The 25,956-nt window shown below is 70.4% G+C and carries 22 protein-coding genes and 2 pseudogenes; 10 read left to right on the forward strand and 14 right to left on the reverse strand.

All coding sequences use genetic code 11. From position 1 onward, the window contains the following. Both IEZ01_RS34650 and IEZ01_RS03785 read left to right on the forward strand, forming a co-directional pair. Nucleotides 1-627, forward strand: a pseudogene (locus IEZ01_RS34650) (hypothetical protein); the annotation flags it as partial. An 11-nt stretch (nucleotides 628-638) separates the two neighbouring features. Continuing rightward, a complete protein-coding gene (locus IEZ01_RS03785; RefSeq protein WP_019890355.1) occupies nucleotides 639-932 on the forward strand; it encodes a hypothetical protein in 294 nt (97 codons plus the stop codon). Nucleotides 933-1,046: 114 nt separating this feature from the next. Here IEZ01_RS03785 and gcl read toward each other — a convergent pair whose 3' ends face one another. Next, nucleotides 1,047-2,834 (reverse strand): glyoxylate carboligase, encoded by a 1,788-nt coding sequence (gcl, locus tag IEZ01_RS03790; protein ID WP_189199875.1) that lies wholly within the window; start codon nucleotides 2,832-2,834, stop codon nucleotides 1,047-1,049. A 245-nt stretch (nucleotides 2,835-3,079) separates the two neighbouring features. Between gcl and IEZ01_RS03795 the strand changes: the two genes are divergently transcribed. Next, nucleotides 3,080-3,826 (forward strand): hypothetical protein, encoded by a 747-nt coding sequence (locus IEZ01_RS03795; RefSeq protein WP_040875728.1) that lies wholly within the window; start codon nucleotides 3,080-3,082, stop codon nucleotides 3,824-3,826. A gap of 96 nt (nucleotides 3,827-3,922) precedes the next feature. Here the strand turns inward: IEZ01_RS03795 and IEZ01_RS03800 are convergent, their stop codons facing one another. The 3 genes from IEZ01_RS03800 to IEZ01_RS03810 all read right to left on the reverse strand — a co-directional run bounded on the left by IEZ01_RS03800 (nucleotide 3,923) and on the right by IEZ01_RS03810 (nucleotide 8,426). Next, on the reverse strand, nucleotides 3,923-5,530 hold the full coding sequence (locus IEZ01_RS03800) for an AMP-binding protein (RefSeq protein WP_019890352.1): 1,608 nt from the start codon (nucleotides 5,528-5,530) through the stop codon (nucleotides 3,923-3,925). After that, nucleotides 5,527-7,203 (reverse strand): AMP-binding protein, encoded by a 1,677-nt coding sequence (locus tag IEZ01_RS03805; RefSeq protein WP_019890351.1) that lies wholly within the window; start codon nucleotides 7,201-7,203, stop codon nucleotides 5,527-5,529. Before IEZ01_RS03805 ends, IEZ01_RS03800 begins: the two co-directional genes overlap by 4 nt. Nucleotides 7,204-7,307: 104 nt before the next feature. Continuing rightward, on the reverse strand, nucleotides 7,308-8,426 hold the full coding sequence (locus IEZ01_RS03810; protein ID WP_189199877.1) for a winged helix DNA-binding domain-containing protein: 1,119 nt from the start codon (nucleotides 8,424-8,426) through the stop codon (nucleotides 7,308-7,310). 320 nt (nucleotides 8,427-8,746) lie between these two features. Between IEZ01_RS03810 and IEZ01_RS03815 the strand changes: the two genes are divergently transcribed. The 3 genes from IEZ01_RS03815 (at nucleotide 8,747) to IEZ01_RS03825 (ending at nucleotide 11,379) form a co-directional block, all read left to right on the forward strand. Then, nucleotides 8,747-9,886, forward strand: a complete 1,140-nt coding sequence (locus IEZ01_RS03815) for a magnesium and cobalt transport protein CorA (RefSeq protein WP_189200201.1) — start codon at nucleotides 8,747-8,749, stop codon at nucleotides 9,884-9,886. 426 nt (nucleotides 9,887-10,312) lie between these two features. Further along, on the forward strand, nucleotides 10,313-10,705 hold the full coding sequence (locus tag IEZ01_RS03820) for a hypothetical protein (protein ID WP_189199879.1): 393 nt from the start codon (nucleotides 10,313-10,315) through the stop codon (nucleotides 10,703-10,705). A gap of 5 nt (nucleotides 10,706-10,710) precedes the next feature. Beyond that, entirely contained in the window at nucleotides 10,711-11,379 is a 669-nt protein-coding gene (locus IEZ01_RS03825; RefSeq protein WP_189199881.1) for a nucleotidyl transferase AbiEii/AbiGii toxin family protein, read from the forward strand. 660 nt (nucleotides 11,380-12,039) lie between these two features. Here IEZ01_RS03825 and IEZ01_RS03830 read toward each other — a convergent pair. From IEZ01_RS03830 to IEZ01_RS03860, 7 genes and pseudogenes are all read right to left on the reverse strand, one after another. Next, nucleotides 12,040-12,192: pseudogene (locus IEZ01_RS03830) on the reverse strand (sigma factor); the annotation flags it as partial. Continuing rightward, a complete protein-coding gene (locus IEZ01_RS03835; RefSeq protein ID WP_229832707.1) occupies nucleotides 12,189-12,557 on the reverse strand; it encodes a VOC family protein in 369 nt (122 codons plus the stop codon). The pseudogene IEZ01_RS03830 and the gene IEZ01_RS03835, both read right to left, overlap by 4 nt. 480 nt (nucleotides 12,558-13,037) lie before the next feature. Further along, nucleotides 13,038-14,294, reverse strand: coding sequence for an ABC transporter substrate-binding protein (locus IEZ01_RS03840; RefSeq protein WP_189199886.1), 1,257 nt, complete (start codon nucleotides 14,292-14,294; stop codon nucleotides 13,038-13,040). Continuing rightward, nucleotides 14,291-15,562, reverse strand: a complete 1,272-nt coding sequence (locus IEZ01_RS03845; RefSeq protein ID WP_189199888.1) for a branched-chain amino acid ABC transporter permease — start codon at nucleotides 15,560-15,562, stop codon at nucleotides 14,291-14,293. The genes IEZ01_RS03840 and IEZ01_RS03845 overlap by 4 nt, the downstream gene beginning before the upstream one ends. Continuing rightward, nucleotides 15,555-16,445, reverse strand: coding sequence for a branched-chain amino acid ABC transporter permease (locus IEZ01_RS03850; RefSeq protein ID WP_019890345.1), 891 nt, complete (start codon nucleotides 16,443-16,445; stop codon nucleotides 15,555-15,557). Before IEZ01_RS03850 ends, IEZ01_RS03845 begins: the two co-directional genes overlap by 8 nt. Then, a complete protein-coding gene (locus IEZ01_RS03855; protein WP_189199890.1) occupies nucleotides 16,442-17,536 on the reverse strand; it encodes an ABC transporter ATP-binding protein in 1,095 nt (364 codons plus the stop codon). The genes IEZ01_RS03850 and IEZ01_RS03855 overlap by 4 nt, the downstream gene beginning before the upstream one ends. Further along, complete coding sequence (locus IEZ01_RS03860) at nucleotides 17,533-18,396, reverse strand: ABC transporter ATP-binding protein (protein WP_189199892.1); 864 nt, start codon at nucleotides 18,394-18,396, stop codon at nucleotides 17,533-17,535. Before IEZ01_RS03860 ends, IEZ01_RS03855 begins: the two co-directional genes overlap by 4 nt. Before the next feature lie 354 nt (nucleotides 18,397-18,750). Between IEZ01_RS03860 and IEZ01_RS03865 the strand changes: the two genes are divergently transcribed. The 3 genes from IEZ01_RS03865 to IEZ01_RS03875 all read left to right on the forward strand — a co-directional run bounded on the left by IEZ01_RS03865 (nucleotide 18,751) and on the right by IEZ01_RS03875 (nucleotide 22,311). Then, the gene (locus IEZ01_RS03865; protein ID WP_019890342.1) at nucleotides 18,751-20,043 is read left to right on the forward strand and encodes a PucR family transcriptional regulator; all 1,293 of its coding nucleotides are present in this window, start codon (nucleotides 18,751-18,753) and stop codon (nucleotides 20,041-20,043) included. Nucleotides 20,044-20,410: 367 nt separating this feature from the next. Beyond that, nucleotides 20,411-20,692 (forward strand): hypothetical protein, encoded by a 282-nt coding sequence (locus IEZ01_RS03870; protein WP_019890341.1) that lies wholly within the window; start codon nucleotides 20,411-20,413, stop codon nucleotides 20,690-20,692. Continuing rightward, the gene (locus IEZ01_RS03875; protein ID WP_019890340.1) at nucleotides 20,692-22,311 is read left to right on the forward strand and encodes a sodium/solute symporter; all 1,620 of its coding nucleotides are present in this window, start codon (nucleotides 20,692-20,694) and stop codon (nucleotides 22,309-22,311) included. Before IEZ01_RS03870 ends, IEZ01_RS03875 begins: the two co-directional genes overlap by 1 nt. A gap of 65 nt (nucleotides 22,312-22,376) precedes the next feature. Here the strand turns inward: IEZ01_RS03875 and IEZ01_RS03880 are convergent, their stop codons facing one another. Together IEZ01_RS03880 and IEZ01_RS03890 are read right to left on the reverse strand one after the other, a co-directional pair. Further along, nucleotides 22,377-22,556: a hypothetical protein gene (locus IEZ01_RS03880; RefSeq protein ID WP_229832671.1), complete on the reverse strand. Its 180-nt coding sequence runs from the start codon at nucleotides 22,554-22,556 to the stop codon at nucleotides 22,377-22,379. A gap of 418 nt (nucleotides 22,557-22,974) precedes the next feature. Next, nucleotides 22,975-23,562, reverse strand: coding sequence for a TetR/AcrR family transcriptional regulator (locus tag IEZ01_RS03890; RefSeq protein WP_019890338.1), 588 nt, complete (start codon nucleotides 23,560-23,562; stop codon nucleotides 22,975-22,977). A 119-nt stretch (nucleotides 23,563-23,681) separates the two neighbouring features. Here IEZ01_RS03890 and IEZ01_RS03895 point away from each other — a divergent pair, with 119 nt between their 5' ends. Continuing rightward, the gene (locus tag IEZ01_RS03895; protein ID WP_189199894.1) at nucleotides 23,682-24,329 is read left to right on the forward strand and encodes a peroxiredoxin-like family protein; all 648 of its coding nucleotides are present in this window, start codon (nucleotides 23,682-23,684) and stop codon (nucleotides 24,327-24,329) included. 95 nt (nucleotides 24,330-24,424) lie between these two features. On the opposite strand, the gene IEZ01_RS03900 is transcribed toward IEZ01_RS03895, so the two are convergent. Then, nucleotides 24,425-25,837, reverse strand: coding sequence for a vanadium-dependent haloperoxidase (locus IEZ01_RS03900; protein WP_019890336.1), 1,413 nt, complete (start codon nucleotides 25,835-25,837; stop codon nucleotides 24,425-24,427). Between the last annotated feature and the right edge of the window lie 119 nt (nucleotides 25,838-25,956).

A 25,956-nucleotide genomic window follows, 5' to 3' on the forward strand; every position in this document is an offset into this window, starting at 1 on the left:
GAACAGGATTACGCGGTCTGCGCCCTCGTCGGCTCCTCGGGTCTGACCGAGCCCACCGACGCCCAGCTGCACGGACTGCGCGACGCCATCGACCACTGCCGCCGCGAAGGTGCGGCCGGACCGTGGCTCGGCGGCCACAAGGACGGTTATCCCACCAGCTGCCCCGGCGGTCCGCTGCACGCCTGGGTCCGCGCGGGCGCCAGGCGACCCGTCGGCACCGCGCCCGAACACCCCCAGGAGGAAACCGAGATGCCCACCGAGCTCCGCGAGTCCGTCGCGGGCGGACCCGCCCTCCCGGCCGGCCGCTGGACCCTCGTCAAGATGGCCGCCGACACCGCGCTCGTCCAGGGACCGTGCGCGTACACGGTGACCGTGTACGCCACCGTCACCGGCGCCCCCGGCACCCGCGTCTCCGGCCGCTTCCAGGACACGGTCCTGGTCACCGGCCGGGCCTCCCTCGACCTGCCGATGGACGCGGGGACCATCGGCCCCGACGGCCGCCTCGACCTCACCCTCACCCGCCCCGGCACGCTGCCCGCCGGGGTCCAGCTCAGGCTCGAACTCCGCGCCGACCAGCCGGTGACCCTCACCCACCGCGTCCTGCGCGGCCTGCGCTGGACCGCCTGAAGGGACACCCGGTGACCGTCCTGCCGTCCCTGCTGCGGACCCTCGTCCCCCTCCTCGCCGGCTGGGCCCTCGCCCGCGCCGCGGGGGTCGGGTGCGGCGGTGGCGTCGTCGGCGCCACCGCCGCGTACTACACCGCGCTGCGGCTGGCCGAGGAGGCCGGCGTCCGCCTGCCCTGGGACTCGCTGCGGGTGCTGGCCGGTCTCGGCCTCGGCTGGACCCGGCCGCCGCGGTACCCGGGCCGGTCCGCCGTACGCCCGTACAGCCGTGCCGCGCTGGACCGGGCGTACCGCGAGGACGGCATGTGACGTCGCGGAACATGTGAAAGGCCCCTCTCCCCGGGTGCTACGGGGAGAGGGGCCTTGGATCCGGCCGTTCGGATGTCAGGGCGTCCCGGCCGGAAGCCTTGGCACGAGCCGGTCTCAGACCGTGAGGGGCTTGATCGCCGTCGGGGCGTGGCCCGGCTCCGTGGCGAGCTCCTCGAACTCGGTGACGTCGCTCATGTCGACCGTCTTGCTCATCGCGATGTTGGTGATGCGTTCCAGGATGGCCTCGACGACGACCGGGACCTGGTGCTCCACGGCGAGCTTCTTGGCCTGCTCGAAGGCGGCGCCCAGCTCGTTCGGGTCGGTGACGCGGATCGCCTTCACACCCAGGCCCTCGGCGACCTTGACGTGGTCGACGCCGTAGACGCCGATCTCCGGGGTGTTGATGTTCTCGAACTCGAGGTTGACCTCGAAGTTGATGCCCAGGTTGCCCTGCGCCTGACGGATCAGGCCCAGGTACGCGTTGTTGACCAGCACGTGGACGTACGGGACCTTGTGCTGCGCGGCGACCGCCAGCTCCTCGATCATGAACTGGAAGTCGTAGTCGCCGGAGAGGGCGACGATCGGGGTATCCCGGTCAGCCACCGCGGCGCCGATCGCGGCCGGGATGGTCCAGCCGAGCGGGCCGGCCTGGCCGCAGTTGATCCAGTGGCGCGGCTTGTAGACGTGCAGGAACTGCGCCGCGGCGATCTGGGACAGGCCGATGGTGGTGACGTAGCGCGTCTCCGGGCCGAAGGCCTTGTTCATCTCCTCGTACACCCGCTGCGGCTTGAGCGGGATGTTGTCGAAGTGCGTACGGCGCTGCAGGGTGGCCTTGCGCTCCTGCGCCGAGGCCGCCCACGCGGAGAAGTCCGGCAGCTTTCCTGAAGCCTTGAGCTCCTTGGCGATCTCGATGAAGAGCTCCAGCGCGACCTTGGCATCGGAGGCGATGCCGTAGTCCGGCGCGAAGATCTTGCCGATCTGGGTGGGCTCGATGTCGACGTGGACGAACTTCCGGCCCTTGGTGTACGCCTCCATGTTGTAACCGGTGTGGCGGTTGGCCCAGCGGTTGCCGATGCCGAGGACGAAGTCGGACTCGAGGAAGGTCGCGTTGCCGTAGCGGTGGGCGGTCTGCACACCGACCATGCCGGCGGCCAGCGCGTGGTCGTCCGGGATGGTGCCCCAGCCCATCAGGGTCGAGATGACCGGGATGTTGGTCAGCTCGGCGAACTCCACCAGCAGGTCGGAGGCGTCGGCGTTGATGATGCCGCCACCGGCGACGATCAGCGGGCGCTCGGACTCCAGCAGGAAGCTCAGGGCCTTCTCGGCCTGCGCGCGGGTGGCCTGCGGCTTGTAGACCGGCAGCGGCTCGTACGTCTCCGGGTCGAACTCGATCTCGGTCAGCTGGACGTCGATCGGCAGGTCGATGAGGACCGGGCCGGGACGGCCGGAGCGCATCAGGTGGAAGGCCTGCTGGAAGACGCCGGGGACCTGCGCGGCCTCCAGGATCGTGGTGGCGGCCTTGGTGACCGGCTTGGCGATCGAGGCGATGTCGACGGCCTGGAAGTCCTCCTTGTGGAGCTTCGAGACCGGGGCCTGGCCGGTGATGCACAGGATCGGGATCGAGTCGGCGATCGCAGAGTAGAGCCCGGTGATCATGTCGGTGCCGGCCGGGCCGGAGGTACCGATGCAGACACCGATGTTGCCGGCCTTGGCGCGGGTGTAGCCCTCGGCCATGTGGGAGGCGCCCTCGACGTGGCGGGCGAGGGTGTGGCTGATACCGCCGACGTTCTTGAGCTCGCGGTAGAAGGGGTTGATCGCCGCGCCGGGCACGCCGAACGCGTCGGTGACGCCTTCGCGCTTGAGGATCTCAACGGCCGCTGCGGCGGCGGTCATACGAGGCATGGAGTGCTCCTGCTTCGGCCGGGCGGAGACGAGCTCTGATCCGCCCTGGAAGGGCGTCGGCGGCTCGTTTCCGTAATGCGGAAGTATTGTTCTGCTATACGGAAGCAATGTAAGTGGGCTCCGCAACGGTCGTCAAGGGACGCCGTGCAGAGGCCGGCAAGGGGATGGCCAAACTCCCTCCCTCATGGAGCCGCCTTGGGAGACCATGGGGACGGACGAAGGGGGACCCAGTGGGAGAGAACGACGTGCCGGTGCGCTGTCCGGAATGCCGTCGGACGCACGCGTACGCGCCACCGGCCTTCCCGTGCCGGTGCGGGGCGCCGATCGTCCCGCCAGTGCTCCGGGGAGCGCCTGCGGAGCCGATCACACACCGCAACTGGACGGACGAGTGGGTGACGGTCCGCTGCGAGGCGTGCGGGCGCCTGGATCAGTGGCCGCAGCCCGAGCTCGGCTGCGCCTGCGGGGCGGTGCTGCGGATCCCGGTACGGCCGGTGAGCGCCACGGCTCCCCCGGCCGGCCACTCCCCCGACGTCCACCCGGGCTCTCCCCGGGCGACGACCTCCCTGCGCGCGCCCGCCCACATCCCGCTGCCGCCGACCGCCGCCCCGGCCCGCCCGTCGTTCCACCCGGTGACCATCCGGACGGCCCGTGACGCGGTCACCGCGGCCGCCCTGTACCTGCGCTGGCTCGGCTACCGCGACATCGTCCAGCCGGAGGACCGCTCCACCAGCGGCATCGATCTGCGCGCCCCCGGCCTGGTCGCCCAGGTGGACCCCACGACCCGCCACACCTCGCTGCGCGCCGTCGAATGCCTCTGGCTCAACGGCCTGAGCGCCTCCTCGGCGAGCGTGTTCTTCTCCCTGGCCGGATACACCCCCGACGCCCGCTGCCGCGCCGACGACCTGGGGATCCCCCTCTTCGTCATGGACCTCACCGGCACCCCTCAGCCGGTGAACGGCCCGGCCGACGAGCTCGTCGTCCGGGGCGCCTAGTCACGCACCGCCGGACCCGCGGCTGCTCACGGGCCGGGCAGAGCGCCGGGGACCCGGCGGGTACGGGACGGGAGCCGGCCAGGGGGCCCGGTGCCGCTAGCCGACCCCGTACCGCTCCCGCAGCTCCACCTTGCGGACCTTCCCGCTGACCGTCATGGGGAAGCCGTCCAGGATCTCCACCCGGCGCGGGATCTTGTAGTGCGCCAGCCGTTCGCGGCAGTACGCGGTGATCTCGTCGAGCGTGGGCGCGTCGGCCGGGTCCCGGGGGACGACACAGGCGAGGATCTCCTCGCCGTAGCGCTCGTCCGGGACGCCGACGACCTGCACGTCCGCGATCTTGGGGTGGCCGTACAGGAACTCCTCGATCTCGCGTGGGTAGACGTTCTCCCCGCCCCTGATGATCATGTCCTTGATCCGGCCGACGATCTGGACGTACCCGTCCTCGCGGATCACCGCGAGGTCGCCGGTGTGCATCCAGCGACCCGCGTCGACGACCTCGGCGGTCTTCTCGGGCTCGTCCCAATACCCGAGCATCACCCCATAGCCGCGGGTGCACAGCTCACCCGCCTCGCCGCGCTCGACCGTCACACCCGTCACCGGGTTCACGACCTTGATCTCGACATGGGGCAGCACCCGCCCGACCGTTCCGGTGCGGCGCTCCAGGTCGTCGTCGCGGCGGGTCTGGGTGGAGACGGGCGAGGTCTCGGTCATGCCGTAACAGATCGACACCTCGGCCATGTTCATCTCGGCGACGACCCGCTTCATCACCTCCACCGGGCACGGCGAGCCCGCCATGATACCGGTGCGCAGCGAGGAGAGGTCGTAGGAGGCGAAGTCGGGCAGGCTCAGTTCGGCGATGAACATGGTCGGCACGCCGTAGAGCGAGGTGCACCGCTCCTCGGCGACCGCCCGCAAGGTGGCCGCCGGGTCGAAGGAGGGGGCGGGGATGACGATGCAGGCGCCGTGGGACGTGGCACCGAGGTTTCCCATCACCATGCCGAAGCAGTGATAGAAGGGCACCGGCAGGCAGACCCGGTCCGCCTCGGTGTAGCCGATCATCTCCCCCACGAAGTAGCCGTTGTTGAGGATGTTGTGGTGGGAGAGCGTGGCGCCCTTCGGGAAGCCGGTGGTGCCGGAGGTGTACTGGATGTTGATCGGGTCGTCGCAGGACAACTCCGCCTCACGAGCTGCCAGTTGTTCGTCCGTGACGCCCTGGGCGCCGTCCAGGAGCGTGTCCCAGGAGGGATCGCCGATGTAGTGCACCGCCCGCAGCCCGGGGCAGCGGGGACGCACGCTCTCGACCATCGCCCGGTAGTCGCTGGTCTTGTGGAACCGGGAGGCGAAGAGGACCGAGATGCCGGCCTGGCCGAGGACGTACTCCAGCTCGTGGGCGCGGTAGGCGGGGTTGACGGTGACCATCACGGCGCCGATGCGTGCGGTGGCATATTGCACCAGCACCCACTCGGCGCAGTTCACCGCCCAGATGCCGACCCGGTCCCCCTTGGCGACGCCGGCGCCGAGCAGTCCGCGCGCGAGCTCCGCGACGGCCGCGCCGAACTCGGCGTACGTCCAGCGCTGCCCGGAGCCCAGGTCGACCAGCGCCTCCCGCTCGGGCCAGGCCTCGATCGCCCGGTCGAGGTTGCCGCCGATGGTGTCCCCGAGCAGCGGTGTGGTGCCGGTGCCATGGGTGTACGAGAGGCTCATCGCAGGTCCCCCTCGTGGTACTCGGCACCCGAACCCGCTTCCGTACGCTCACGCAGCTCGATCCGGCGGATCTTGCCGGAGACGGTCTTGGGCAGCTCGGCGAATTCGACCCGCCGGATCCGCTTGTACGGGGCGAGGACCGCGCGCGAGTGCGCGAACAGCACCTTCGCCGTGTCCGGGCCCGGCTCCCAGCCCTCCGCCAGGACCACGTACGCCTTCGGCACGGCGAGCCGCACCGGGTCCGGGGCGGGGACCACGGCCGCCTCCGCGACCGCCTCGTGTTCCAGCAGCGCGCTCTCCAGCTCGAAGGGGCTGATCTTGTAGTCACTGGCCTTGAACACGTCGTCCGAGCGCCCCACATAGGTGAGGTAACCGTCGTCGTCGCGGGACGCGATGTCACCGGTGCGGTAGTACCCTCCGGCCATCGCCTCCGCCGTACGCTCCGGGTCACCGTGGTAGCCGGTCATCAGACCGACCGGATCGGCCGACAGATCGAGGCAGATCTCGCCTTCCCGTACCCCCGGCCGCCCCGTGACCGGATCGACGAGCTCCACCCGGAAGCCGGGGCTCGGCCGGCCCATGGAGCCAGCCTTGACCGGCTGACCTGGGCTGTTGGAGATCTGCACTGCCGTCTCGGTCTGGCCGAAGCCGTCCCGGACGGTCACCCCCCAGGCGCGCCGCACGGTCTCGATGACCTCCGGGTTGAGCGGCTCGCCGGCGGCGACGACCTCCCTCGGGGGCGTCCGCAGCTGGGTCAGATCGGCCTGGATCAGCATGCGCCACACGGTCGGCGGGGCGCAGAAACTGGTGACGCCGTGCCGGTCCATCTCGGCCATCAGCCGGGCCGGGTCGAAGCGGGTGTAGTTGTGGATGAAGACGGTCGCCTCGGCGGTCCACGGCGCGAAGAGGTTCGACCAGGCGTGTTTGGCCCAGCCGGGCGAGGAGATGTTGAGATGCACGTCGCCAGGTCGCAGGCCGATCCAGTACATCGTCGCCAAGTGCCCCACCGGGTACGAGACATGGGTGTGTTCGACGAGCTTGGGGCGGGCGGTGGTGCCCGAGGTGAAATAGAGCATCAGCGGGTCGTCGGCCTGGGTGACACCGTGCGGGACGAACGGCGCGCAGGCGCCGTAGGCGTCCTCGTACGCGATCCAGTCGGGAACCCGCCCGCCGACGGCGATCGGAGTGTAATTTCCCGGCACCTCCGCGAACTTGGGTGTGTCCTCGGCGCGTACGATCACATGGCGCGCCCGGCCGCGCTCCACCCGGTCACGCAGGTCGGCGGGGCCGAGCAGCGGGGTGGCCGGGATGACGACGGCCCCCAGTTTCATCGCGGCGAGCGCCGTCTCCCAGAGCTCGGCCTGATTGCCGAGCATCACCACGATCCGGTCGCCGGGCCGCACCCCGAGCCCGCGCAGCCAGTTGGCGACCCGGTGGGAGCGGTCGGACATCTCGGCGAAGCTGCGCCGGAGCTCGCTGCCGTCCTCCTCGACGATGTGCAGCGCGGTGCGGTCGTTGTCCCGGGCGATGACGTCGAACCAGTCCAGCGCCCAGTTGAAGCGCTCCGGACGGGGCCAGGCGAAGCCCTCGTACGCCGTCTCGTAGTCCTCCCGGTGCTCCAGCAGGAAATCCCGGGCCGCCCGGAACCTCTCCGTGGCGCCGCGTTCCGACATGTGTCCTCCTCGTTGCGGGACCGGTCAGGGACATCGTCCATTCGGTGGCCCAGATCTCACTACCCCTTGACGGGGGTGGTCTGCACCCGAGGAACGTCTGCCGCTCAGCCGGCCACCGTCCCGAAGCGCACGGTCCGTACCGGCGCCGTGCCCAGCACCGCAAGCGTCCGCTCGGCTTCCTCCACCAGCTCGTCGCGGTGTGCGCGACCGAGCTTGTCAAAGGGCTGCAAGGTCAGGACCGACTCCTCCCTGGTCTCCTCCAGCCGCCAGATCCCGGCGAGGAATCCGTCGACGAGGAAGGTGCAGTAGGCCTGGTTCCCCTTCCAGGTGCGGTCCTTGAACACGGCCGGTACGACACGGGACCGGTCGGCGTGCGAGAGGAGCAGGTTGTCGAACTCGGCGAGAAGGCGGGGTGGGGCGGGGGTGTCCCCGTCGGGGCGGGGGGCGTCGGGCAGGTCGAAGAGCTCGACGCCGTTCTCGTCTTGGAAGACCAGGAGCCGGGGCCGTAGCCGCTCGAAGGCGTCCCGGAGCCGGGTCAGCCCGGACCAGGTCTGCATGTCCTTGACCGAGGCGGGTCCGAAGGCGGCGAGGTAGCGCAGCACCGTCGCGTCGGGGGAGGGAGCGGGGACGGCGACAGGCCGGCCGAGCCACTGCTCGGCGGTGGTGAGCGCGACCTGTCCGCTGCGGCCCCACACGCCGCGCGGGGTGACCTGGACGAGCGGGAGCAGACAGCGCGCGGCGACAGTGAGGGCGAGGGGGTCGGCGTCGGGCCACTCCTGGAGGAGGAACAGCCGCAGTTCCTTCACCGGGCGGGGCCGCTCCTCGACGAGGGCGCGGCTGAGCGCGGCGAGACGGTCCAGGTCGACGCCGTCGAGCCGCTTGAGGAACATCTTCAGTTCGCGGTCGGGTCCGCCGGCCTGCATGAGCGGGCGCAGGGTGAGGCAGTCCTCGGCGGTGTGGGTGTGGATGGTGGAGCGCATGGTGACGAGCCGGGCGACCGCGCGGCTCTCCATGAGCGTGGCGAGGTCCTCGGGCCGGAAGCCGTCGAGGCGGGCGGCGAGCGCGTAGTAGGGCGGCTTGGTGTTCTGGGCCTGGAGGCCGACGAGGTGGGCGACGGCGTCCTCGGCGGACAGGGCGCTGCGTCGCAGAAGGAGCTGGCGGTCGAGAGTGGCGCGGTTGAGGGCGCGGCGGGAGAGCACCGGGCTCGTCGTCTGAAAGGCCATGGCGGCACGCTATCGAGCGTTGCGGTCAGATTCGGTCCGCGATGGCTGGGCGGGCGCGGGGCGGGCGCGGGGCCGCCGTGCCGGGCCGGTGGGGCCGGTGGGGCCGGTGGGGCCGGTGGGGCCGGTGGGCGTCGTACCCGCGCCGTGCCAGCCGATGGCGCTCGTAGCCGCCGTGCCGGGCGATGGGCGCGTACCCGCCGCGCCAGGCCGGTGGGCTCGTAGCCGCCGTGCCGGGCCGGTGGGGCGCGGATATCCTGCTCATCGGCGCCGTGGACCAGGGCGCCGAGGGTTTCGAGCGCAGGGCGGAGGTGACGCAGACGATGCCGGAGCGCCGTCCGCGCCCTGCGGCGACGCCGAAGAAGCACGCCTGGCGGCGCCAGCCGGACCAGCCGGTCGTTCCGTCCGCGCCGAGCGTCCAGGCGCCGGTCCACCGCGACCGGGAGACGGTCGTGCAGGCGTCCGTCTACCGCGACGGCCACCGGATCTCCTCGCCGGACTCGCTCGCCGAGACGTACCGGCAGCTGCGCGAGGAGCCGTCGGGCATGGCCTGGATCGGCCTGCACCGCCCGACGGAGTCGGAACTGCATTCGCTGGCAGCCGAGTTCGACCTCCACGAGCTGGCGGTCGAGGACGCGCTGGAGGCCCATCAGCGGCCGAAGCTGGAGCGCTACGGCGACACCCTCTTCGTCGTACTGCGCGCGGCGCGCTACATGGACGCCCAGGAGGAGGTCGACTTCGGCGAACTGCACGTCTTCGTCGGCCGGGACTTCCTCATCACGGTCCGCCACGGCGCGGCCCCGGACCTCTCGGCGGTCCGCCACCGCATGGAGGAGACCCCGGAACTCCTGGCCCTCGGCCCGGAGGCGGTGCTCTACGCGATCCTCGACGCCGTGGTCGACGGGTACGCGCCCGTGGTGGCCGGCGTGCAGAACGACATCGACGAGATCGAGACGGAGGTCTTCGGCGGCGACCCGGCGGTCTCCCGCCGCATCTACGAACTCTCCCGCGAAATGGTCGAGTTCCAGCGCGCGACCCGCCCTTTGGTGGGCATGCTGCACGGACTGATGGCGGGCTTCGCGAAGTACGGCACGGACGAGGAACTCCAGCGCTACCTCCGCGACGTCGCCGACCACGTCACCCACATCAGCGAACGCGTGGACGGCTTCCGCCAGGCCCTCACCGAAATCCTGACGGTCAACGGCACGCTGGTGACCCAGCAGCAGAACGCGGAGATGCGGGCCCTGGCGGAGGCGGGCTTCGAGCAGAACGAGGAGATCAAGAAGATTTCCTCGTGGGCGGCAATTTTGTTTGCACCCACTCTCGTGGGAACCATCTACGGCATGAACTTCGACTCCATGCCCGAGCTGGGCTGGAGCTTCGGATACCCCTTCGCAGTCGGCTTGATGGGGGTGGTCTGCGTCAGCTTGTACGTAGTTTTCAAGCGGCGGGACTGGCTATGAGAGGCGACTGACCCCACTCGCGCTGCGCGCACGGTTTGCGCCTGCACCTCCCACACGAACCGCCCATCTAGGACTCTGGGGAGCCCCTGGGGAGAAGTGATGCGGGTGATCTCCTCACCCTCGCGCCGGAAGGCCTCTGACCTGGCCTTTTGAAGGTTCTCGAACGCTGGGAGGATCCGGGGAGAATCGACTGACGACACGGCTCCTGCGTCTGCAGCTTCGTCCATGTCCCCCTTCACGCTCAACATCTCGCTGGTCGCCCTTGCCGCCCCTGCGCCAAATCACAGACAGTGACATTGACCCCGTGCCCCCACTCAGGGACGAGAACGGGCTGCGACAGCCGGTGCACCGCCAGGCTCCACCGCTGCTCACTCCGGGCTCGCACATCACGGCCCGCACCACTTCTGCGGCCGCCATAATGGAGGCATGTCCTCCAGCCCGCAGCACCCCGCACCCGCGCCGAGGGACCTCTCGGACGCGGACGCCGAGAACCTCGCGCTGTACCTGGAGAAGTTCCGGCGCCGTCTGCCGGAGTCGCTGGACGAGCTGCATGGGCCGACGCACGGTGTCGTAGAGCTGCCGCTGCACCTGGCCTGGTCCGGGATGACTTCGTACGACCTGAGCAAACCTCGCCAGCGCATGGGCCTGTACCGCACCGTCCTGCACGAGGGCCTGCACGACGACCTGCCTCTCTACCTCAACCAGGATCTACTCCTCCAGCTGTGGCCCGTCCTGCGCGCCCTCGTCGGACGCACCGTGCGCACCGTATGGGAAGACGCCTTCCCCCAGCTCGCCTCCCACACCCGGGCGGCCGCGTGACGGACATGCCGGAGCTGCACAGGCGGCTCCTGGCGGATGTGATCGCCCTCGGCTCGCCGTATCCCTTGGTCCTCACCGGCGGCTATGCCGTGAGGGCACATCGCCTCGTGAACCGTCCCAGCCAGGACCTCGATGTCGCCACCGAGAACCCGGCGCCGATGGCCGACATCGCGGCCGCACTCTGCCGCGGCCTCGATGCCCGGGGCTGGGAAGTGCAAGCGCTGGAAACTGCCCCACTATCCGCTCGCTTCATCGTGACCGACCCACTCACCGGGCAGGAATGTGAAGTCGATATCCTCAAGGAGATCTTCTGGCGGCCCGTCTCCCAGAGCCCGTACGGGCCCGTCCTGGCGGAGGAGGACGTGATCGGGACCAAGGTCCGAGCCCTTGCCGACCGCGGAGCGCCCCGTGATCTGATCGACGTGTTCGCTGCCTCCCGGCGTTGGACGAACTCCGAGCTCGAGGAGTTCGGCCGTCGCCACGCCCGCGGCCGCTTCGAGCGTGAGGACCTCCAGGCGAACCTCACCGGCGCCGAGTGGACCGATGACGAAGCCTTCGCCGCCTACGGCCTCGACGATGCCACCATCACCGCTCTTCGCACCTGGGCCGTGGAGTGGGCCGACGACCTCGGGTCCCGCCTCCTCGAAGAGTCCGTTGATCCGGACATCGATTGATCGCAGCCGGGCGAGAACGAATCTCCAAGCAGTCCGGCCAGCAGACGCCATTTCAACCCCTCTAGATCAAACGCCTGATCGAGGAGGATGACGCCCCGCAGTCAGCTCGAGATCTGGCAGCCTTTGGTACCTGCCCCAAGGGCGACGTCGCGCTGCCCTGCCCCCCTTGGAGCGTCAGCTCCTTTACTCCGAGAGCCGGGTGGTCGCGCCGAGCCAGCCGACCGCTTTCAAGTCACGGATGAGCCACTCATAAGCGAGTGCAGTCGCCGGGCGGGATGAACCCGTCGGCAGTTCGCGATCTTCGTAATGCGGCTGATGGAAATTCGTCTTTGATTCGACCGGCCCTCCGGGAAACGGCAAGGTGGGGCCGAACCCGGGCTCGGTCCACAGGGCCAAGTCCACCTCGGGCGGGTCGTTGCGGCGCCCGGTTGCCCTGGGGACGGAGAGTGTAGAGCAAGCCGCTGTGTGAACCGTCTGTGTCGTCTTCCGGCATGACCACCATGCCCTCGGCTCTCACGGGCAGCGCGGTGTACAGCCCGAGGGCAGGTCCGAGGGAAGGGAAGTTCAGCTCGACCAGTTGTCGGTAACCGCTGACGGCCTCCCGCAGAATCTGTGCGGCAATGCTCAAGGTCAGCGAAGGGGAGTATCCCTGCCAGACCCGTCCGCGCCGTGGCGGACAAGGCGCATCCAGGCTTCCTGGACCACGTCCTCGGCATCGGCGTGCGAGCCCAGTACGCGGTACGCGACAGCGCGCAGCCGGTCGCGCTGGGCCTCGAACGCCTCGGCCACGAGGCCGGACGGCTGGGCGGTCACGGCTTGAGCGGCTGACGGAGCGAGATCCGATTGCCGTCCGGGTCCACCGCCTCGATGCGGACCCCGAACGGATAGTCCACGGGTTCGGACTCCTCGAACGTGACGCCGCGTTGGCGCATGATCTCGAAGTCCTTTCGCAAGTCCGCGGATTCGAGGATCAGCGGACCGGGCGCGCCCGTGCCGCCGGGCTGTCCCGCGGTGGGCGCATGCGACCACAGGATGATCTGCACGGGGCTGTCGGGAACTCCGACGGTGAGGAAGCGTCCGTCGGGTCCCGGGAAGTCGAGCTGCTTTTCCAGGCCGAGTCGCTCGGTGTAGAACTCCAGCGCGCGGTCCTGATCGGTGACGTAGATCGTCACGTACATGATATTGGTCAGCATCCGGTTCTCGATTCACTCGTTGGGACGACGACCGTTCGTACTCGGCCGTCACACCCAAGACGAATGCCGACGGGAGAAGGTAACAGGACCGGTCCGTCCGAGCGGATACCGTGCGCATGCGGTGGGGCTTGGACACACGCGTACAGCCCGGCACGCCGAGGGAGATCACGCGAAGGGCGGGGAGTCGACTGAGCAGGTTTGGCCCCAACGGGAGCGCCGCCTGAGGAGATTCAAGCTTCTGACCGCGACTCCGCACGCACGCCGAGCCGCCCCGGCTCCGGCTCCGGCGCTCAACATCACCCCTGGCCGGGACGGCCTCTGAGGCCGGGGCGCGCCGAGCCCCGGTGCGGGGTGTCGGGCCCACGGGGAATTCCCCCTGAATCAGGGGGAGCCGAGGGACCGGATCGGCATTCTTCCCGGTCCGGATGCTGACCTGCCGGTCAGCATCCGGACCGTCGGGGCGGCTCAGCCCTTGGGCAGGGTGTAGGTCTTCGCCGCGGGGACCTCGTGGGCCGGTTCGACGTTCGCGAGGCCGCCGGGGGCCGTCTTCGCCGGCTTGTGGATGAAGGACTGGTACGTCGCCGGCTTGGCGCGGTCCGAGAAGTTCAGCGGCACTCCGAGCACCGTGAGCTTGGACTGCTTGCGGTGAGCCGCCGCTATGCCCTCGCGGGTCAGGTCCTTCGCCCGGCAGGCCGCCTTCAGGTCCTCGCCGAGGACACTGATCGCGTTCCAGCCGCTGACGACACCGGCGTCGAGCAGGTCCTTCGGGTACTTCGCCTTGTAGTCGTCGGCGAGCTTCTTCATCGCCGGGTTGTCGGCGCTGAACGCCGGGGCGGGGCTCACCACCTGGAGCATCTTCTCCAGGGCGGGGCCGACCGGGGTCGCCAGCAGCTGCGGGGCGAAGCCCGGCGAGCTGGTGAGGACCGGGACGGCGAAGCCCGCGGCGGCCGCGGTACCGACCAGGGCGGCCGTCTGGCGCGGGCCGGCGCTGATCAGGATCGCCTTGACGCCGGCCTGCTTGAGGGCGGTGACCTGGGCGGTCAGGTCCTGGTCGGTGGGCTTGATCTTCTGCCCGACGATGGTCAGCTTCTGGTTCTTGGCCGCGTACGTGGCACCGGCGAGCGCGTTCTCGCCGTACTCGCCCTCGAAGTAGACGTGGCCGATCTTGTCGCCCGCCTTCAGCTTGGCCGTGCGGACCACGAAGTCGACGCCGTTGATCATGTCGACGTCATACGTGGAGCCGACCACCTGTACGTACTCGCGGCCCAGCAGGGTGGAGGTCCAGGCCATCGGGAACGTGAGCAGGTGCTTCGACTCCAGCTCCTGTTGGAGCGAGGACACCACGGGAGAGCCGACCATCTGGGACACCGCGGCCACGTTCGGCTCGGTCTCGGTGAACGCGGACACGGCCTTCTGCACGTCGTAGCCGTGGTCCTTGACCGTGATCTTGACGGTCCGGCCGCAGATGCCGCCGGAGGCGTTGAGCTGGTCGGCGTACAGCTGCTGGGCGTTGACGATGCTCTTGCCGAGCGAGGCGTACGGGCCGGTGAGGTCGGTCAGCGCGCCCAGGGTGATGGTCTTGTCCGTCACTCCGGGGCCGGTCTTGATGCCGTCGCTGCCGGCGCTGTTCGCGTTGGTTCCGCTCTTGGTGCTGCAGGCCGTGGCGCTCAGGGCGAGTGCGGCGATGACGGCTGCGGCCGGGGCAAGTCGGGTGTGTCTCACGAGGTGTGCTCCTTCGGGGTGGTGCGGGTGCGGAGAGGGAAACGCCGGGTGCGGGGTGAGTCGTCGCCCTTGCGGCGCGGCCGTCTGTGGGCCAGTCCGGCCAGGCCACCGGGGGCGAAGATCAGGACGAGGACGATCGCGGTGCCGTAGAGATAGCGGGCCGCGTCGCCCGGAGACACGCCCGATCCCGTGGTGCCGGGAGCGGTGAGCAGGGGCAGGTCGTCGGCGTACTTGGTGAGCAGGTGCGGGATCAGGGCGACGAAGACCGCACCGCAAGCCGCACCGCCGACCGAGCCGAGGCCGCCGATGACGATCATCGCGAGGTAGTCGATGGACAGCAGGAGCCCGAAGTGGTCGGGGACGACGCGCTTGAACACCAGGGCCAGCAGGGCACCCGCGGCGCCCGCGTACATCGAGGAGATGATGAACGCCGAGGCGCGGTAGCGGGTGAGATGGACTCCCATGACGGCCGCGGCGACCTCGCTGTCGCGTACGGCGCCGAGTGCGCGGCCGGGGCGCCCGCGCAGGAGGTTGCGCGCGGCGAGCCAGGCCACGGCGACCAGGGCCAGGCCGACGTACCACAGGCGCTCCAGCCCGCCGAAGGGGACGCCGATGACGGTGAGACCGTCGGGCGAGGTGTCGGTGAAGGAGAAGCCGAGGATGTCCAGCGGCGGTACGGAGCGGCCGTTGAACCCGCCGGTGACATGCGGGGCGTTGAGCATCATGTGGTGGCCCAGGAAGACCAGGGCGAGGGTCGCGATGCCCAGGTACATGCCGCGCAGCCGGCCGGAGATGGGGCTGAAAAGGCCGCCCGCCGCACCAGCGAGGACGATGGCCAGCACGAAGGCGAGCACGGGCGGGAGCCCGAGGCCGTACAGGCTGCTGGAGCCAGTGCCGGACGGCTCGGACGCCAGCCACACATAGCCGTACGCGCCGACGGCGAGGAAGAAGGCGTGGCCGAGGGAGAGTTGTCCGGTCGTCCCGGAGAGCAGGTTCAGCCCGATGGCGCCGATGACGGCGGCCATGGCGAACAGGCCCGTCTGGAGCCAGAAGGAGCTGACGTAGAAGGGCAGGGCCAGCAGGACCAGCACGCCTGCGGCAAGGGTGGCCGCGCGCCGCCCCCGCGGGGAGACCTTGCCGGACCACCTGCCGGGGGCGGACGGGGAATGGGGGGCGGCGGCGGGAGCCGTCACGGTGTCCGTGGGTTCCGTGGGTTCGGTGGATTCGGCGGATTCGGTGGATTCGGCGGTGGCGCGGGTGTCAGACACGGGTCAGCTCCTTCGATCCGAAGAGACCGGTGGGCCTGACCAGGAGCACGAGCACCATCACGAGGTAGGGGGCCACATCGGCGAATCCGGCGCCCAGGACGCTCAGTTCGTTCTGATAGCCGGCGGCCATCGCCGCCGTGAGGCCGATCACCAGGCTTCCGACGAGCGCGCCGACGGCCGAGTCCATGCCGCCGAGGATCGCCGCGGGGAAGGCACTCAGGGCGATCTGACTGGTCGTACGGTCGAGTCCCGGTGCGGGGAAGGCGGCGAGGAACACGGCGGCGACGGCGGCCAGTGCCCCGGCGACGCACCAGGCGATGAGGCGTACCCGGTCCAGCCGTATCCCCATCAGCGCCGCGGCTTCCGGGTCGGCGGCCGCGGACCGCATGGACAGGCCCCAGCGGGACCAGCGGAAGGCGGCGAAGAAGGCGCCGATGACGACGACCGCGACGACGATGCTCGCCATCCGCGCATCGGCGACGGTGATGCTGCCGAGCCGGGTCACATCGGCGCCCCAGGGGTCGCCCATGGTGAGGTAGTCGGCGCCGACCTGCCGGTTGAGTTCGGTGCTGAGCAGGACGTCCACGCCGATGGTGAGGATCGTCAGCGTGTGGATCTCCGCGCCGCGCAGGCCGCGGGTGGCCAGGAGCTGCACAAGGCCGGCCAGTGCTGCGGCGAGCGCGGCGCCGACGAGGACGGCGGGGATGAAGCCGATGGCGTCGTGGAGGCGGGCGGTGACATAGCCGCCGAAGAGCAGAAGGGAGCCGTGCGCGAAGTTCATGACGCCGGACGCCTTGAAGATCACGACGAAGCCCAGGGCTATCAGCGCGTAGACGGAGCCGAGCGCGAGTCCGTTGAGGACGGTTTCGGCGAACTTGATCATGATTCTTCCTCCGAGTCGCGCTCGGTGTCCTTGGCGGGGTCCGAGGCGGCGGCCGTGGCACGTTCCGGGTCCGGATCGCTGTCCGGTTCGGATGCATCCACCGGCTCGGGTGCCGGGCCGGCTTCTGGCTCGGGTGCCGGGATGGGCTCTGGAGCGGGTGCCGGACCGGGTTCTGGAGCGGGTGCCGGGCCGGGTTCTGGTTCGCGTGTCGGGCCGGGCTCTGGACCCGGCTCAATTTCCTGGACCGGGGTGCCGAGATACGCGCTGATGACCGCCGGGTCGTTCTGGATGCGCTCGGGCGGTCCGTCCGCGATGAGCCGGCCGAAGTCGAGCACCGTCACCGAGTCGGCGATCCGCATGATCAGGCCCATGTCGTGCTCGACGATGAGGATCGAGATCTTCAGGGCGTCACGGACCCGGGCGATCGTCTCGGCCATCGCCGAGCGCTCGGTCGGGTGCATGCCGGCGACGGGCTCGTCGAGCAGCAGCAACTGCGGCTCCATGCACAGCGCGCGAGCCATTTCCACCCGCTTGCGGTCGCCGTAGGCAAGCCCGGCGACCGGCTTGTCGAACGCGGGGCCGAGACCCAGGAAGTCGGCGATCTCGGCCGCCCGCTCCCGGTGGCGACGCTGCTCGCGCACCGTGTGCGGCAGTCGCATCGCGCTCGCCGTGAAGCCCGCCCGGGTCAGCCGGTGGCGGCCGAGCATGAGGTTGTCGGCGACGGTCCCGTGGGTGAGCACGATGTTCTGGAAGGTGCGGGCGACGCCGAGCTGCGCGATGCGGTGGGGTGCGAGGCGGGTGAGGTCCTTGTCCGCGTACCGGACGCTTCCGGCGGTGGCTCGGTAGACGCCGGAGATGACGTTGAAGCAGGTGGACTTGCCCGCGCCGTTGGGGCCGATGAGGGCGTGGATCGTGCCGGGCGGGACCGTGAAGGACAGGTCGTCGAGGGCGACCAGGCCGGAGAAGCGCACGGTCAGGTTCTCGACCGTGAGGGCCGGGACCGGGTCGGGCCCCGCGTCCGGTCCGGGGGTCGTGGCGCCCTCGGGGGTGGTGGCGGCCTCGGGGGTATTGGCCGTCGCGTCGACGCTCATCCGTTCCACCTGCCAAGCTCGGTCAGTCCCGGTCCGGTCACGGCCGGAGTGCTCGCGGACGTCGCGTACGGCGCGTCGGCGTCGGGCGCGCCGCAGCCGGTCCCGTAGCTCTCGCCCAGATACAGCCGCCGCACCTCGTCCGCCGCGGCGAGATCGGCCGAGGCCCCCTCCAGCCGCACCTGGCCCACGTCCAGCACCGACGCGCGGTCGGACAGTTCCAGCGCCATGGCGGCGTTCTGCTCGACGAGCAGGATCGAGGTCCCCTGGGCGTTGATCTCGCGGATGATCTCCGCGATGCGCCGGACCATCAGCGGTGCGAGGCCCAGCGAGGGCTCGTCGAGGAGGAGCAGGCGCGGCCCGGCCATCAGCGCGCGGCCCATCGCGAGCATCTGCTGCTCTCCGCCGGACATCAGCCCGGCGGCCTGCCGCCGACGTTCGGCCAGTACCGGGAACTGCGTGAAGACACGGTCGCGGTCGGCTCGCAGCTCGGCGCGCGAGCGGCGTGCCGACCCGAGGAACCCGGCCTTGAGGTTGTCCTCCACGGACAGGGCGCCGAAGATCCGCCGACCCTCGGGCACCTGCACCACCCCCGCGGCGACGGACCGCGTGGCGTCGCCGCGCAGCCGTACGCCGTCGAAGTGCACGGTGCCGCTGTCGACCGTGCCGCGGTGCAGCGCGAGGGTCCCGGAGACCGCCCGGAGCAGTGTGGACTTGCCCGCGCCGTTGGAGCCGAGCACGGCGACGATCCGGCCCTGCGGGACGGTCAGCGACACCCCGTGGAGCGCCTGCACGGACCGTCCGTAGCTGACGTGCAGATCGCTGACCCGGAGGGTCCCGGCCTCGGTCTCTGGTGGGCTCATCAGGGCGTTCTCCTTGCTTCTCGGCGAGCGGGCGCCGGACTGGAGCGCTACGGGAACACGGCGGGGGCAGGGCGTCCATGGGCTGGGAACGAGCCGCTGTCAGCTCCCAGCTGGGGTGCGCCGTGACTGTGAGGGGGCACAATCCGTACCTCCTGCTGTGCGTGGGTCATCACGATTTGGCGGAGGTCCCGCCCCAATGGGTGACCGACTGCTTAGCATGTGGATTCCTTGAAGGTGCGCCGCCGCCACACGCCGATCGCCGACCGGTGGAGCACCCGCACCTGCGACCCGCGCAGCACAAGACATGGCGACCCGCCGTGGTGTCCCCGCACGCCCCGTCCGTCTGGAGGGTCCATGCACACCAGTTCCGTCCGTGGCTCGGTCCGCCCCCGCGTCACCACCGTCGGTCCGCTGCCCCAAGCCGCCGCCGAGCCTTCGCCGCTCCAGCTGTTCGACCACGCCTGCCGGCGTCTTCTTGGGCGGGGCACCTCCTTCACCGACTCCGTGGTGCACCAGATCCGTACCGAGGTGCCGTACTACGCCGACCCGGTACTCTCGCCGCCCGACCTCAAGCAGTCCGCGGACACCGGCATCCGCTTCGCGCTGGAGGCGGCCCTCGACCCGGGCCGCATCGTGGACATCGAGCGCTACACCCGTGAGCTCGGCATACGCCGTGCCGAGGAGGGCCGCCCCCTCGACGAGGTGATGCACGCCTTCCGGGTGGCCGGCTCGGAGGTCTGGAGCGGGATCATCAGCGTCGTGGAGCGGGACGGGCTCGGCGACCAGCGCCATCTCGTGCACGTGGCGGAGCTCGTGTGGAAGACGAACGACCGCGACGCCGTCCTGGTCGCCGACGCCTACCGGCAGGTCGCCAAGGGCGTGGCCAGCCGGCACAACGAGCGGGTGCGCCTGATCCTCGCCGCCGTCCTGGAGAGCCGTAACGACCCGGCGTTCATCCAGGACGCCGCGTCGATCCTCGATCTGCCGCCCGACGGACGCTTCGCGGTGGCGGAGCTGCGGGCCACGCCGCCCTTCGGCCGAGCACCCGACGCCGTTCCGGAGATCCGTGGCATGCGCGTCCTGCGCCACGTCGGCGCTCAGCGCGATGTGCTCGTCGTCCACCTCGGCGACCGCCCACTCGACGCGCTCGCCTCCGCCCTCGACGCCGGACCCGGCATGCGCATCGGCATCAGCCCCGTCGTCCACGGCCTGAAGAACCTGCCCCGGGCGCGGGACATGGCCGGACTCGCCCTGCGCACCTGCCGCGCGGACGGGGAGGTCGCCCAGCTCGACGCCCGTCTGCCCGACGGTCTGCTGGTCTCACGGCCCGACCTGTCCGCCGAGCTGGCCCTGCGAGTGCTCCGGCCGCTGTACGACCTGGAGCCCGCAGACCGCGAAACGCTGATCGACACGCTCGGAGTGTGGATCGAGAAGGGCGGCTCCGCGGTCCAGGCGGCCCGGCACATGCTGTGCCACCGCAACACGGTGCTGAACCGGCTGCGCCGCTTCGAGCAGATCACGGGTCTCGAACTGTCCCGCCCCCGCGACCTCGTACGGCTCACGCTCGCCTTCGACACGCTCCAACTGCTCGGGCCGGCTGCCGTCCTCGGCTGCGGGGACGCCTGGGACTCCGACCCGGAGAGCTGAAGCCGCACGGCGGTACGCCCGTCTGGCACGAGTAGTCCGCACGGGAGTGCGGCGCCTGGCACGCGTACGGCGCCACGGCGGTACGCCCCTCCCGGCACGCGTACGGCCGCACGGCGGTACGCCCCTCCCGGCACGCGTATCACCATGCCGGATTCCTTGCCGCGGATGGCCGAATGGGCATCAGCACAGTCGCACCCCTACGGCGTTGGGAGCGGACAACGGGGCGCCCGAAGCGCATGGACTGACCGGTCGGTACGTGCTCTGGTGAGCCCTCATCAAGGGGCAATGCCGTCAGGGGCAATGCCCTCGCCATGCCATCGCCCGAGCGAGGCGATGCGCGCGCGTCCCTGCCCGCCAGGAGAGCTCCATGGCCCATCAGCACGCCCATCCGCACACCCCCCCGTTCCGTCAAAGACCCCGGCCCCACCGGCCGGGCAGATCCTTCGCGCTCGTCAACGGACTGACCTTCGCGGTCCATCTCGTGCTTGCCTGCGCCGCGGAGGACCTGCTGGCCACCCGTGTCACCGGACAGATCAACCTCGGCGTCGTCGCCCTTCTCGCGCAGGGCTCGCTCCTGTTGTGGACGGCGGCCCGTTACGACCGCGCCGTCCACGAGGGGGCCGCGTACGAGTCGGCGGAGGAGCACTGATGCTTCCTCAGATCCTGCTCGCCGCAGGGGGTCCCGGCACCCTCGACCTGGACACGGACACCCGTTCCTGGGTTCTCGTCGGCTTCCTCACCTTCATCGTCCCGATCCTGCTCATCTGCGTGCTCAACGGACCCGAGCGGGACCGGGTCAACGACTTCTACACCGCGGGCCGCGGGCTGCGGCCCGTCCAGGGCGCCCTCGTCCTCACCGGCGTCTACCTCTCCGCCGCGACCGTGCTCGGCACGACGGGAACCGTCGCGGTCTTCGGCTTCGACGGCCTGTTCATCGCCCTGTGCACCGTGCTGTCACTCGGCGTCCTGCTCCTGCTGTCCGGCCCGCTGCGGGAACGCGGCAGCTACACCCTCGGCGATACGTTCGCTCTGCGGGCCCCGGGGCCCTCGGTCAGGATCGCGGTCGCCGTCGTCACGCTGAGCGCGTGCGTCCCGTATCTGATCGTCCAGCTCTCCGGCGCGGGCAGAACCACCGCCATGCTGCTGGGCATGTCCGGTCCCGGCGCCGAGCAGACCGCCATCGTCATGATCGGCGCCCTCGTCGTCTGCGCCACGGCCTTCGGCGGGATGCGCGGCATGATCGCGATCCAGGTGATCAAGACGGTGATCCTGCTCGCCATGGCCGTGGCCGTGGCGGCGGTGCTGCTCCACCGCTTCCACTGGAGCCCCGACTCCCTCATCGAGGCCGCCGGGCGGGGCAGCGGCCGTCCCGAGGGCTATCTGCGTCCGGGCCTGCGGTTCGCTGCCGGCAGCCCGGTCCAGGGGACCCTCGACTTCATCGGTCTGATGATCACCGTCGTGCTGGGCGTCGCATGCATGCCCCATGTCGCCACCCAGCTCAACACCGCGCCCGACGCCGCCGCGGCACGCCGTACGGTCCGCCACACCATCGCCATCGTCGGTGCCATCTGCCTGCTCACCACCGTGCTGGGTTTCGGGGCCGCGGCGCTGATCGGCGCCCCGAAGATCCTCGCCGCCGACCCCGGGGCCACCAGCAGCCTGCTGATGCTCACCGCCGACCTGGCGGGCGGCTCGTCGGCGCAGACGGGCGAGGCATGGCTCGTCGTGCTGGTCTCCTGCGCGGTGTTCATCACCACGCTGGCGGTCGTCGCGAGCGTGACGCTGGCGGCCGCAGGCTCGGTCGCCCACGACCTCGTCACCAACGTCGTCCGCCGCGGGCGCACGACCGAGGGCCGGGAAGTGGCCGCGGCCCGTATCGCGTCCGCCTTGGTCGGAGTGCTGAGCATCTGCCTCGCGGTGTGGGTGCAGGGCTGGAACATGGGCTTCCTGTCCACGATCTCCCTGGCGGTGGCGAGCTCCTGCCTGCTGCCGGCGCTGGTGTACTCGCTGTTCTGGCGCGGCTTCACGCACAGGGGGCTGCTGTGGACGCTGTACGGAGGGCTCGGCTGCGCGCTCGGACTCCAGGTCGTGAGCCCCGTCTTCTCCGGCAGCCCGATGGCACTGTTCCCCGAGTGGGACATCGCCTGGTTCCCGCTGCAGACGGTTGCCCTGGTGTCGTTGCCCGTCGCGTTCCTGCTCGGCTGGCTGGGGAGCGTCACGGGACAGCGCCGTGCGGCCGCGTTGCCGGAGAAGCCCGTCAGGGCGTGACGCACGAATGCGGCGGCCGGTGGAGCGCCCTCACACGCTCCACCGGCCGCCGCCCCGTGCCGCGTTCAGCCTGCGGCGACGTCGTCGATACGTGGGTGCAGGCGCCGCATTCCGCGCAGCCACCGGTCGGTGTCGTTCGCGCGGAAGGCGTAGTGGTCCGGTACCTCACCGTGGGGAAGGATCAGGAACCGCCCGTCCTCCAGTCCTTTCATCACCTCGTCGGCCACGACCTTGGGGTCGAGCACCGAGCCGCCGAGCAACCCCGATTGCCCGCCCCGGCTCCGGTGACCACGACACCCGCGCCCTTGAGCTCCATGGGTGCCATCCGTCTCACTCGCCTGCGACGGCGAGCGCGAGCTTGCCGTGGTTCTCGCCGCGGAAGAGCTTGAGCAGCGTGTCGGGGAAGGCGGTCACCCCCGCCGCCCACCACCGGCTCCACGGACGTGCCCCTGCCCTCCGCCCGCCACTCGGCGAACTGACTGACGCCCTCGGCGTAACGGTCGGCGCCTCTTCATCTCCCTCGCCCTCGACCTGGTGATCGTCCACTACGCCTCCCAGATCGTCTCCCCGGCCGTGCCTCAGGTCCCCCTGGTCCAGGCGTTCTTGAGGATCGGCACGCACCTCCGCGGCTAGACGGGCACGCCTCCGCACACGCGGAGCAGATCAAGCTCTGGGAGCCACAGCGGCGATCGCCGCCGCGATGGTTCGGTGCAACTGCTGGGCGTCCGCTCCGGCACGGGAGCGCAGGTTCACACCGTGCGCCAGGAGGGCCAGGACATCGGCCGCGGCGGCCGGGTCGGCCTCATCGGCCAGTTGTCCCTGCCGCTGAGCCGACAGGAGCGCGGTGTGGAGGGCGGTGCGCAGGCCCTGGTGCTGCCGGTCGAGGATGGCGCGGACGGCAGGGTCGCCGTTCTCGGTGCCCGCGTGGGCGTTGGAGATCATGCAGCCCCATTGGGCGAACTCGCCGGTACAGCGGGTCTCGATCAGCCCGGTGAAGAACTCGGTGATGGCCGGCAGTCCGCGGTCGTCCTCCTCGAGCCGGCCGAACCGTGACCGGTCCTGGACGTACCGTTCGAGAGCGGCGCGGTACAACTCCTGCTTGCCGCCGAAGGTCGCGTACAGGCTGGAACGGTTGAGCCCGGTGGCGTTGACGATGTCCTGGATGCCGGTGGTGGCCACGCCTTGCCGCCAGAACAGCCGCACCACCGTGTCCAGGACCGTGTCCGGATCAAAATGCTTGACGTCTGCCATGCTCCACCTCCCATCTTGAACCGAGGATTCCAAGATACTCGCCCCCACCCGTTGACGTGGAGTGCACTCACACCACTATCTTGAAACGAACGTTCCAAGATGACTCCGGGAGAAGACCTATGAGCGTGAACGCCGAACTGCGTGCCTTCTTCGACAGCCGCCGGCAGCAGATCCCCGCCGACGTCCGCGCCGTGATGCAGCGGGCAGCCCTGGAACTGGCCGACTCCGGCCAGGCGGATCAGGCCCTGAGCGTCGGCGCCAAGGCGCCGGCCTTCACCCTGCCCTCGGCCACCGGCCGGACCGTCGACCTGGCCGAACTGCTCGCCGACGGCCCGGTGGTGCTGACCTTCTACCGCGGCGCCTGGTGCCCCTACTGCAACATCGCCCTGCGCTCCCTGCAGCAGCACCACGACGCCATCACCGCCCGCGGCGCCCGGCTGGTCGCCGTCTCGCCTCAGATCCCCGACGAGTCCCTGTCGTACGCCGAGAAGAACGAGCTGGCCTTCGACGTGCTCAGCGACCTCGGCTCCGACACCGCCAAGCACTTCGGTCTCGCCTTCGACCTGCCGGACGACCTCGCGGCCGTCTACGCCGGCTTCGGCATCGACCTGGACCGCTCGAACGCCGGCCACCCACGCACCATGCCCCTGCCGGCGACCTACGTCATCGACCGCGACGGCACGATCCGCTGGGCCTTCGTGGACACGGACTACACCACCCGAGCCGAACCGGCAGACATCCTGGCCGCACTCGACCAGCTGATCTGAGGGAGGGCGGACAAGGGCCGGTGCAGTGGGCATCCACAGCCCCGGCCCGATGACGAACGGCTTACGCCATCGGGCCAGGACAGACGCCCGCCCGCTCAGAGCGTGCGCAGCCTGGTGGTGAAGACATGGTTGGCGATCTTGTCGCCGAGGGTGAGGCCGTCCTCGGCGTCCCACGGGAAGTGGACGCCAAGCCAGATCCTGCTGTAGGCGTTCTCGCGGGCCGCGGCGCTGAAGCTCGTGAAGTGGCGGGACTTCACCGGGGAGCGCGGTTCGTCGGTGGTCATGTCGAAGGCGATGCGGTCCGAGCCGAAGTACCGCTTCATGATGCCCGCCCAGGCCGCGCCGAACGTGGCATGGCCCGATGCCCACGCCGGGAAGCATGGCGACACGTTGACGCCGGCCGGGTTCTTCAGGAGCGGCTTCCACTCCGGGTCGAGCCCGCCTTCCCGGATGGCGGAGACGGGTCGCCACAGGTCGATGGGCGTCAGGAATTTCACGTCGCGGACGGCGATGCCGGCATCGGCCATCGCGATCGAGACAAGGGCGAACAGCTTCGCGTTCTCGTACGTGTTCAGCCCGCGCGTGGTGGCGATCTCGCGGGTGGCCTGAAGGAGCTGGCCGGGCGGCTTGTACGTGCCGTCGTTGTCGTTGGCCCAGAACCAGGCGGCGGCCTCCTGGTCGGGAGTGCGGTTGATCACCGGGGTTTTCGCGGTCGGCTTGTCGGCGCCGGCCGACCGGGCGGCCTCCACCTGAGCCTTGTACGCGTCGCCGGCCAACAGCTGCTCGTAGGTCCCGTACAGGCCGGGCGTGGGCGGCCGGAACTGCGATCCGGAGGTGAGGGCGAAGGGCTTGACCTGTCCCCAGTACGGCGTGACGGCCTGGCTCGCCTGGGCGCAGTTGGGGTCCCGCATGTCCGGGTAGCTGGTCGGCCGCCAGGCCCCGGTCGCGGAATCGCCTACGTAGACGCGGTCGTCGTCCGACCCGTCGCCGTTCCGGGCATCCATCATCTGGGTCACCATCTTGCCGACGACGGTGGTGTCGAGGAGGTCGAACCCGGTCGGCTCGGTGCCGAACCGCTCCCGGAAGCGGGCGTCGAGGTATGCCGTCTGGTTCTTGCCGTACAGCTTGAGCAGGATGTTGTAGGCCGTGCGCCCGACGACCCGCTCCTCCTCGTCCGGGCCTTCGAACCAGCCGGCGTACTTCTCGGCGTGGATGTACGGCTCGGAGGTGATCTTGCCCTTCCACCTGAGCTGGTAGGAGCTCTCGGCGTCGTAGATCGCGGCGTTCATCATGGCCGCGGCGCGTGCCATCGGACCGGGGCCGCCGCCCTCGCGCCGGACCACGTTCAGCAGGACGTCGTTCCAGTAGTGGACGGGGTCCTTGATCGTCTGCGGCGGCAGGGCCGCCTGCGCGGGCTGCGGGGAGACGGTCAGAAGCGTCCCGGTCGTGGCGAGGACGGCGGCGACCGCCAGGGCTCTGAGCCGGTTGCGCGAAGTGGGTGCCCTCACGATGCTCCTTGTGATCACTCGGCTGATCACCACACGTCTGGTGGCGGCGAGATCATGGCGCGAGCCACGGGCGGACTTGGTCCATACCGGCGCGGAATGGCCGACCCCGCGCACGTAGA

The sequence above is a fragment of the Streptomyces purpureus genome, assembly GCF_014648195.1.
Taxonomy (GTDB): domain Bacteria; phylum Actinomycetota; class Actinomycetes; order Streptomycetales; family Streptomycetaceae; genus Streptomyces; species Streptomyces purpureus.

Coding starts and splice junctions, on each gene's coding strand:
- IEZ01_RS03820 (WP_189199879.1), top strand. CDS start 10,313: ATGTCCTCCAGCCCGCAGCACCCCGCACCCGCGCCGAGGGACCTCTCG.
- IEZ01_RS03825 (WP_189199881.1), top strand. CDS start 10,711: ATGCCGGAGCTGCACAGGCGGCTCCTGGCGGATGTGATCGCCCTCGGC.
- IEZ01_RS03865 (WP_019890342.1), top strand. CDS start 18,751: ATGCACACCAGTTCCGTCCGTGGCTCGGTCCGCCCCCGCGTCACCACC.
- IEZ01_RS03855 (WP_189199890.1), bottom strand. CDS start 17,536: ATGAGCGTCGACGCGACGGCCAATACCCCCGAGGCCGCCACCACCCCC.
- IEZ01_RS03810 (WP_189199877.1), bottom strand. CDS start 8,426: ATGGCCTTTCAGACGACGAGCCCGGTGCTCTCCCGCCGCGCCCTCAAC.
- IEZ01_RS03815 (WP_189200201.1), top strand. CDS start 8,747: ATGCCGGAGCGCCGTCCGCGCCCTGCGGCGACGCCGAAGAAGCACGCC.
- IEZ01_RS03835 (WP_229832707.1), bottom strand. CDS start 12,557: ATGTACGTGACGATCTACGTCACCGATCAGGACCGCGCGCTGGAGTTC.
- IEZ01_RS03850 (WP_019890345.1), bottom strand. CDS start 16,445: ATGATCAAGTTCGCCGAAACCGTCCTCAACGGACTCGCGCTCGGCTCC.
- IEZ01_RS03890 (WP_019890338.1), bottom strand. CDS start 23,562: ATGGCAGACGTCAAGCATTTTGATCCGGACACGGTCCTGGACACGGTG.
- IEZ01_RS03870 (WP_019890341.1), top strand. CDS start 20,411: ATGGCCCATCAGCACGCCCATCCGCACACCCCCCCGTTCCGTCAAAGA.
- IEZ01_RS03800 (WP_019890352.1), bottom strand. CDS start 5,530: ATGAGCCTCTCGTACACCCATGGCACCGGCACCACACCGCTGCTCGGG.
- IEZ01_RS03895 (WP_189199894.1), top strand. CDS start 23,682: ATGAGCGTGAACGCCGAACTGCGTGCCTTCTTCGACAGCCGCCGGCAG.
- IEZ01_RS03860 (WP_189199892.1), bottom strand. CDS start 18,396: ATGAGCCCACCAGAGACCGAGGCCGGGACCCTCCGGGTCAGCGATCTG.
- IEZ01_RS03805 (WP_019890351.1), bottom strand. CDS start 7,203: ATGTCGGAACGCGGCGCCACGGAGAGGTTCCGGGCGGCCCGGGATTTC.
- IEZ01_RS03875 (WP_019890340.1), top strand. CDS start 20,692: ATGCTTCCTCAGATCCTGCTCGCCGCAGGGGGTCCCGGCACCCTCGAC.
- gcl (WP_189199875.1), bottom strand. CDS start 2,834: ATGCCTCGTATGACCGCCGCCGCAGCGGCCGTTGAGATCCTCAAGCGC.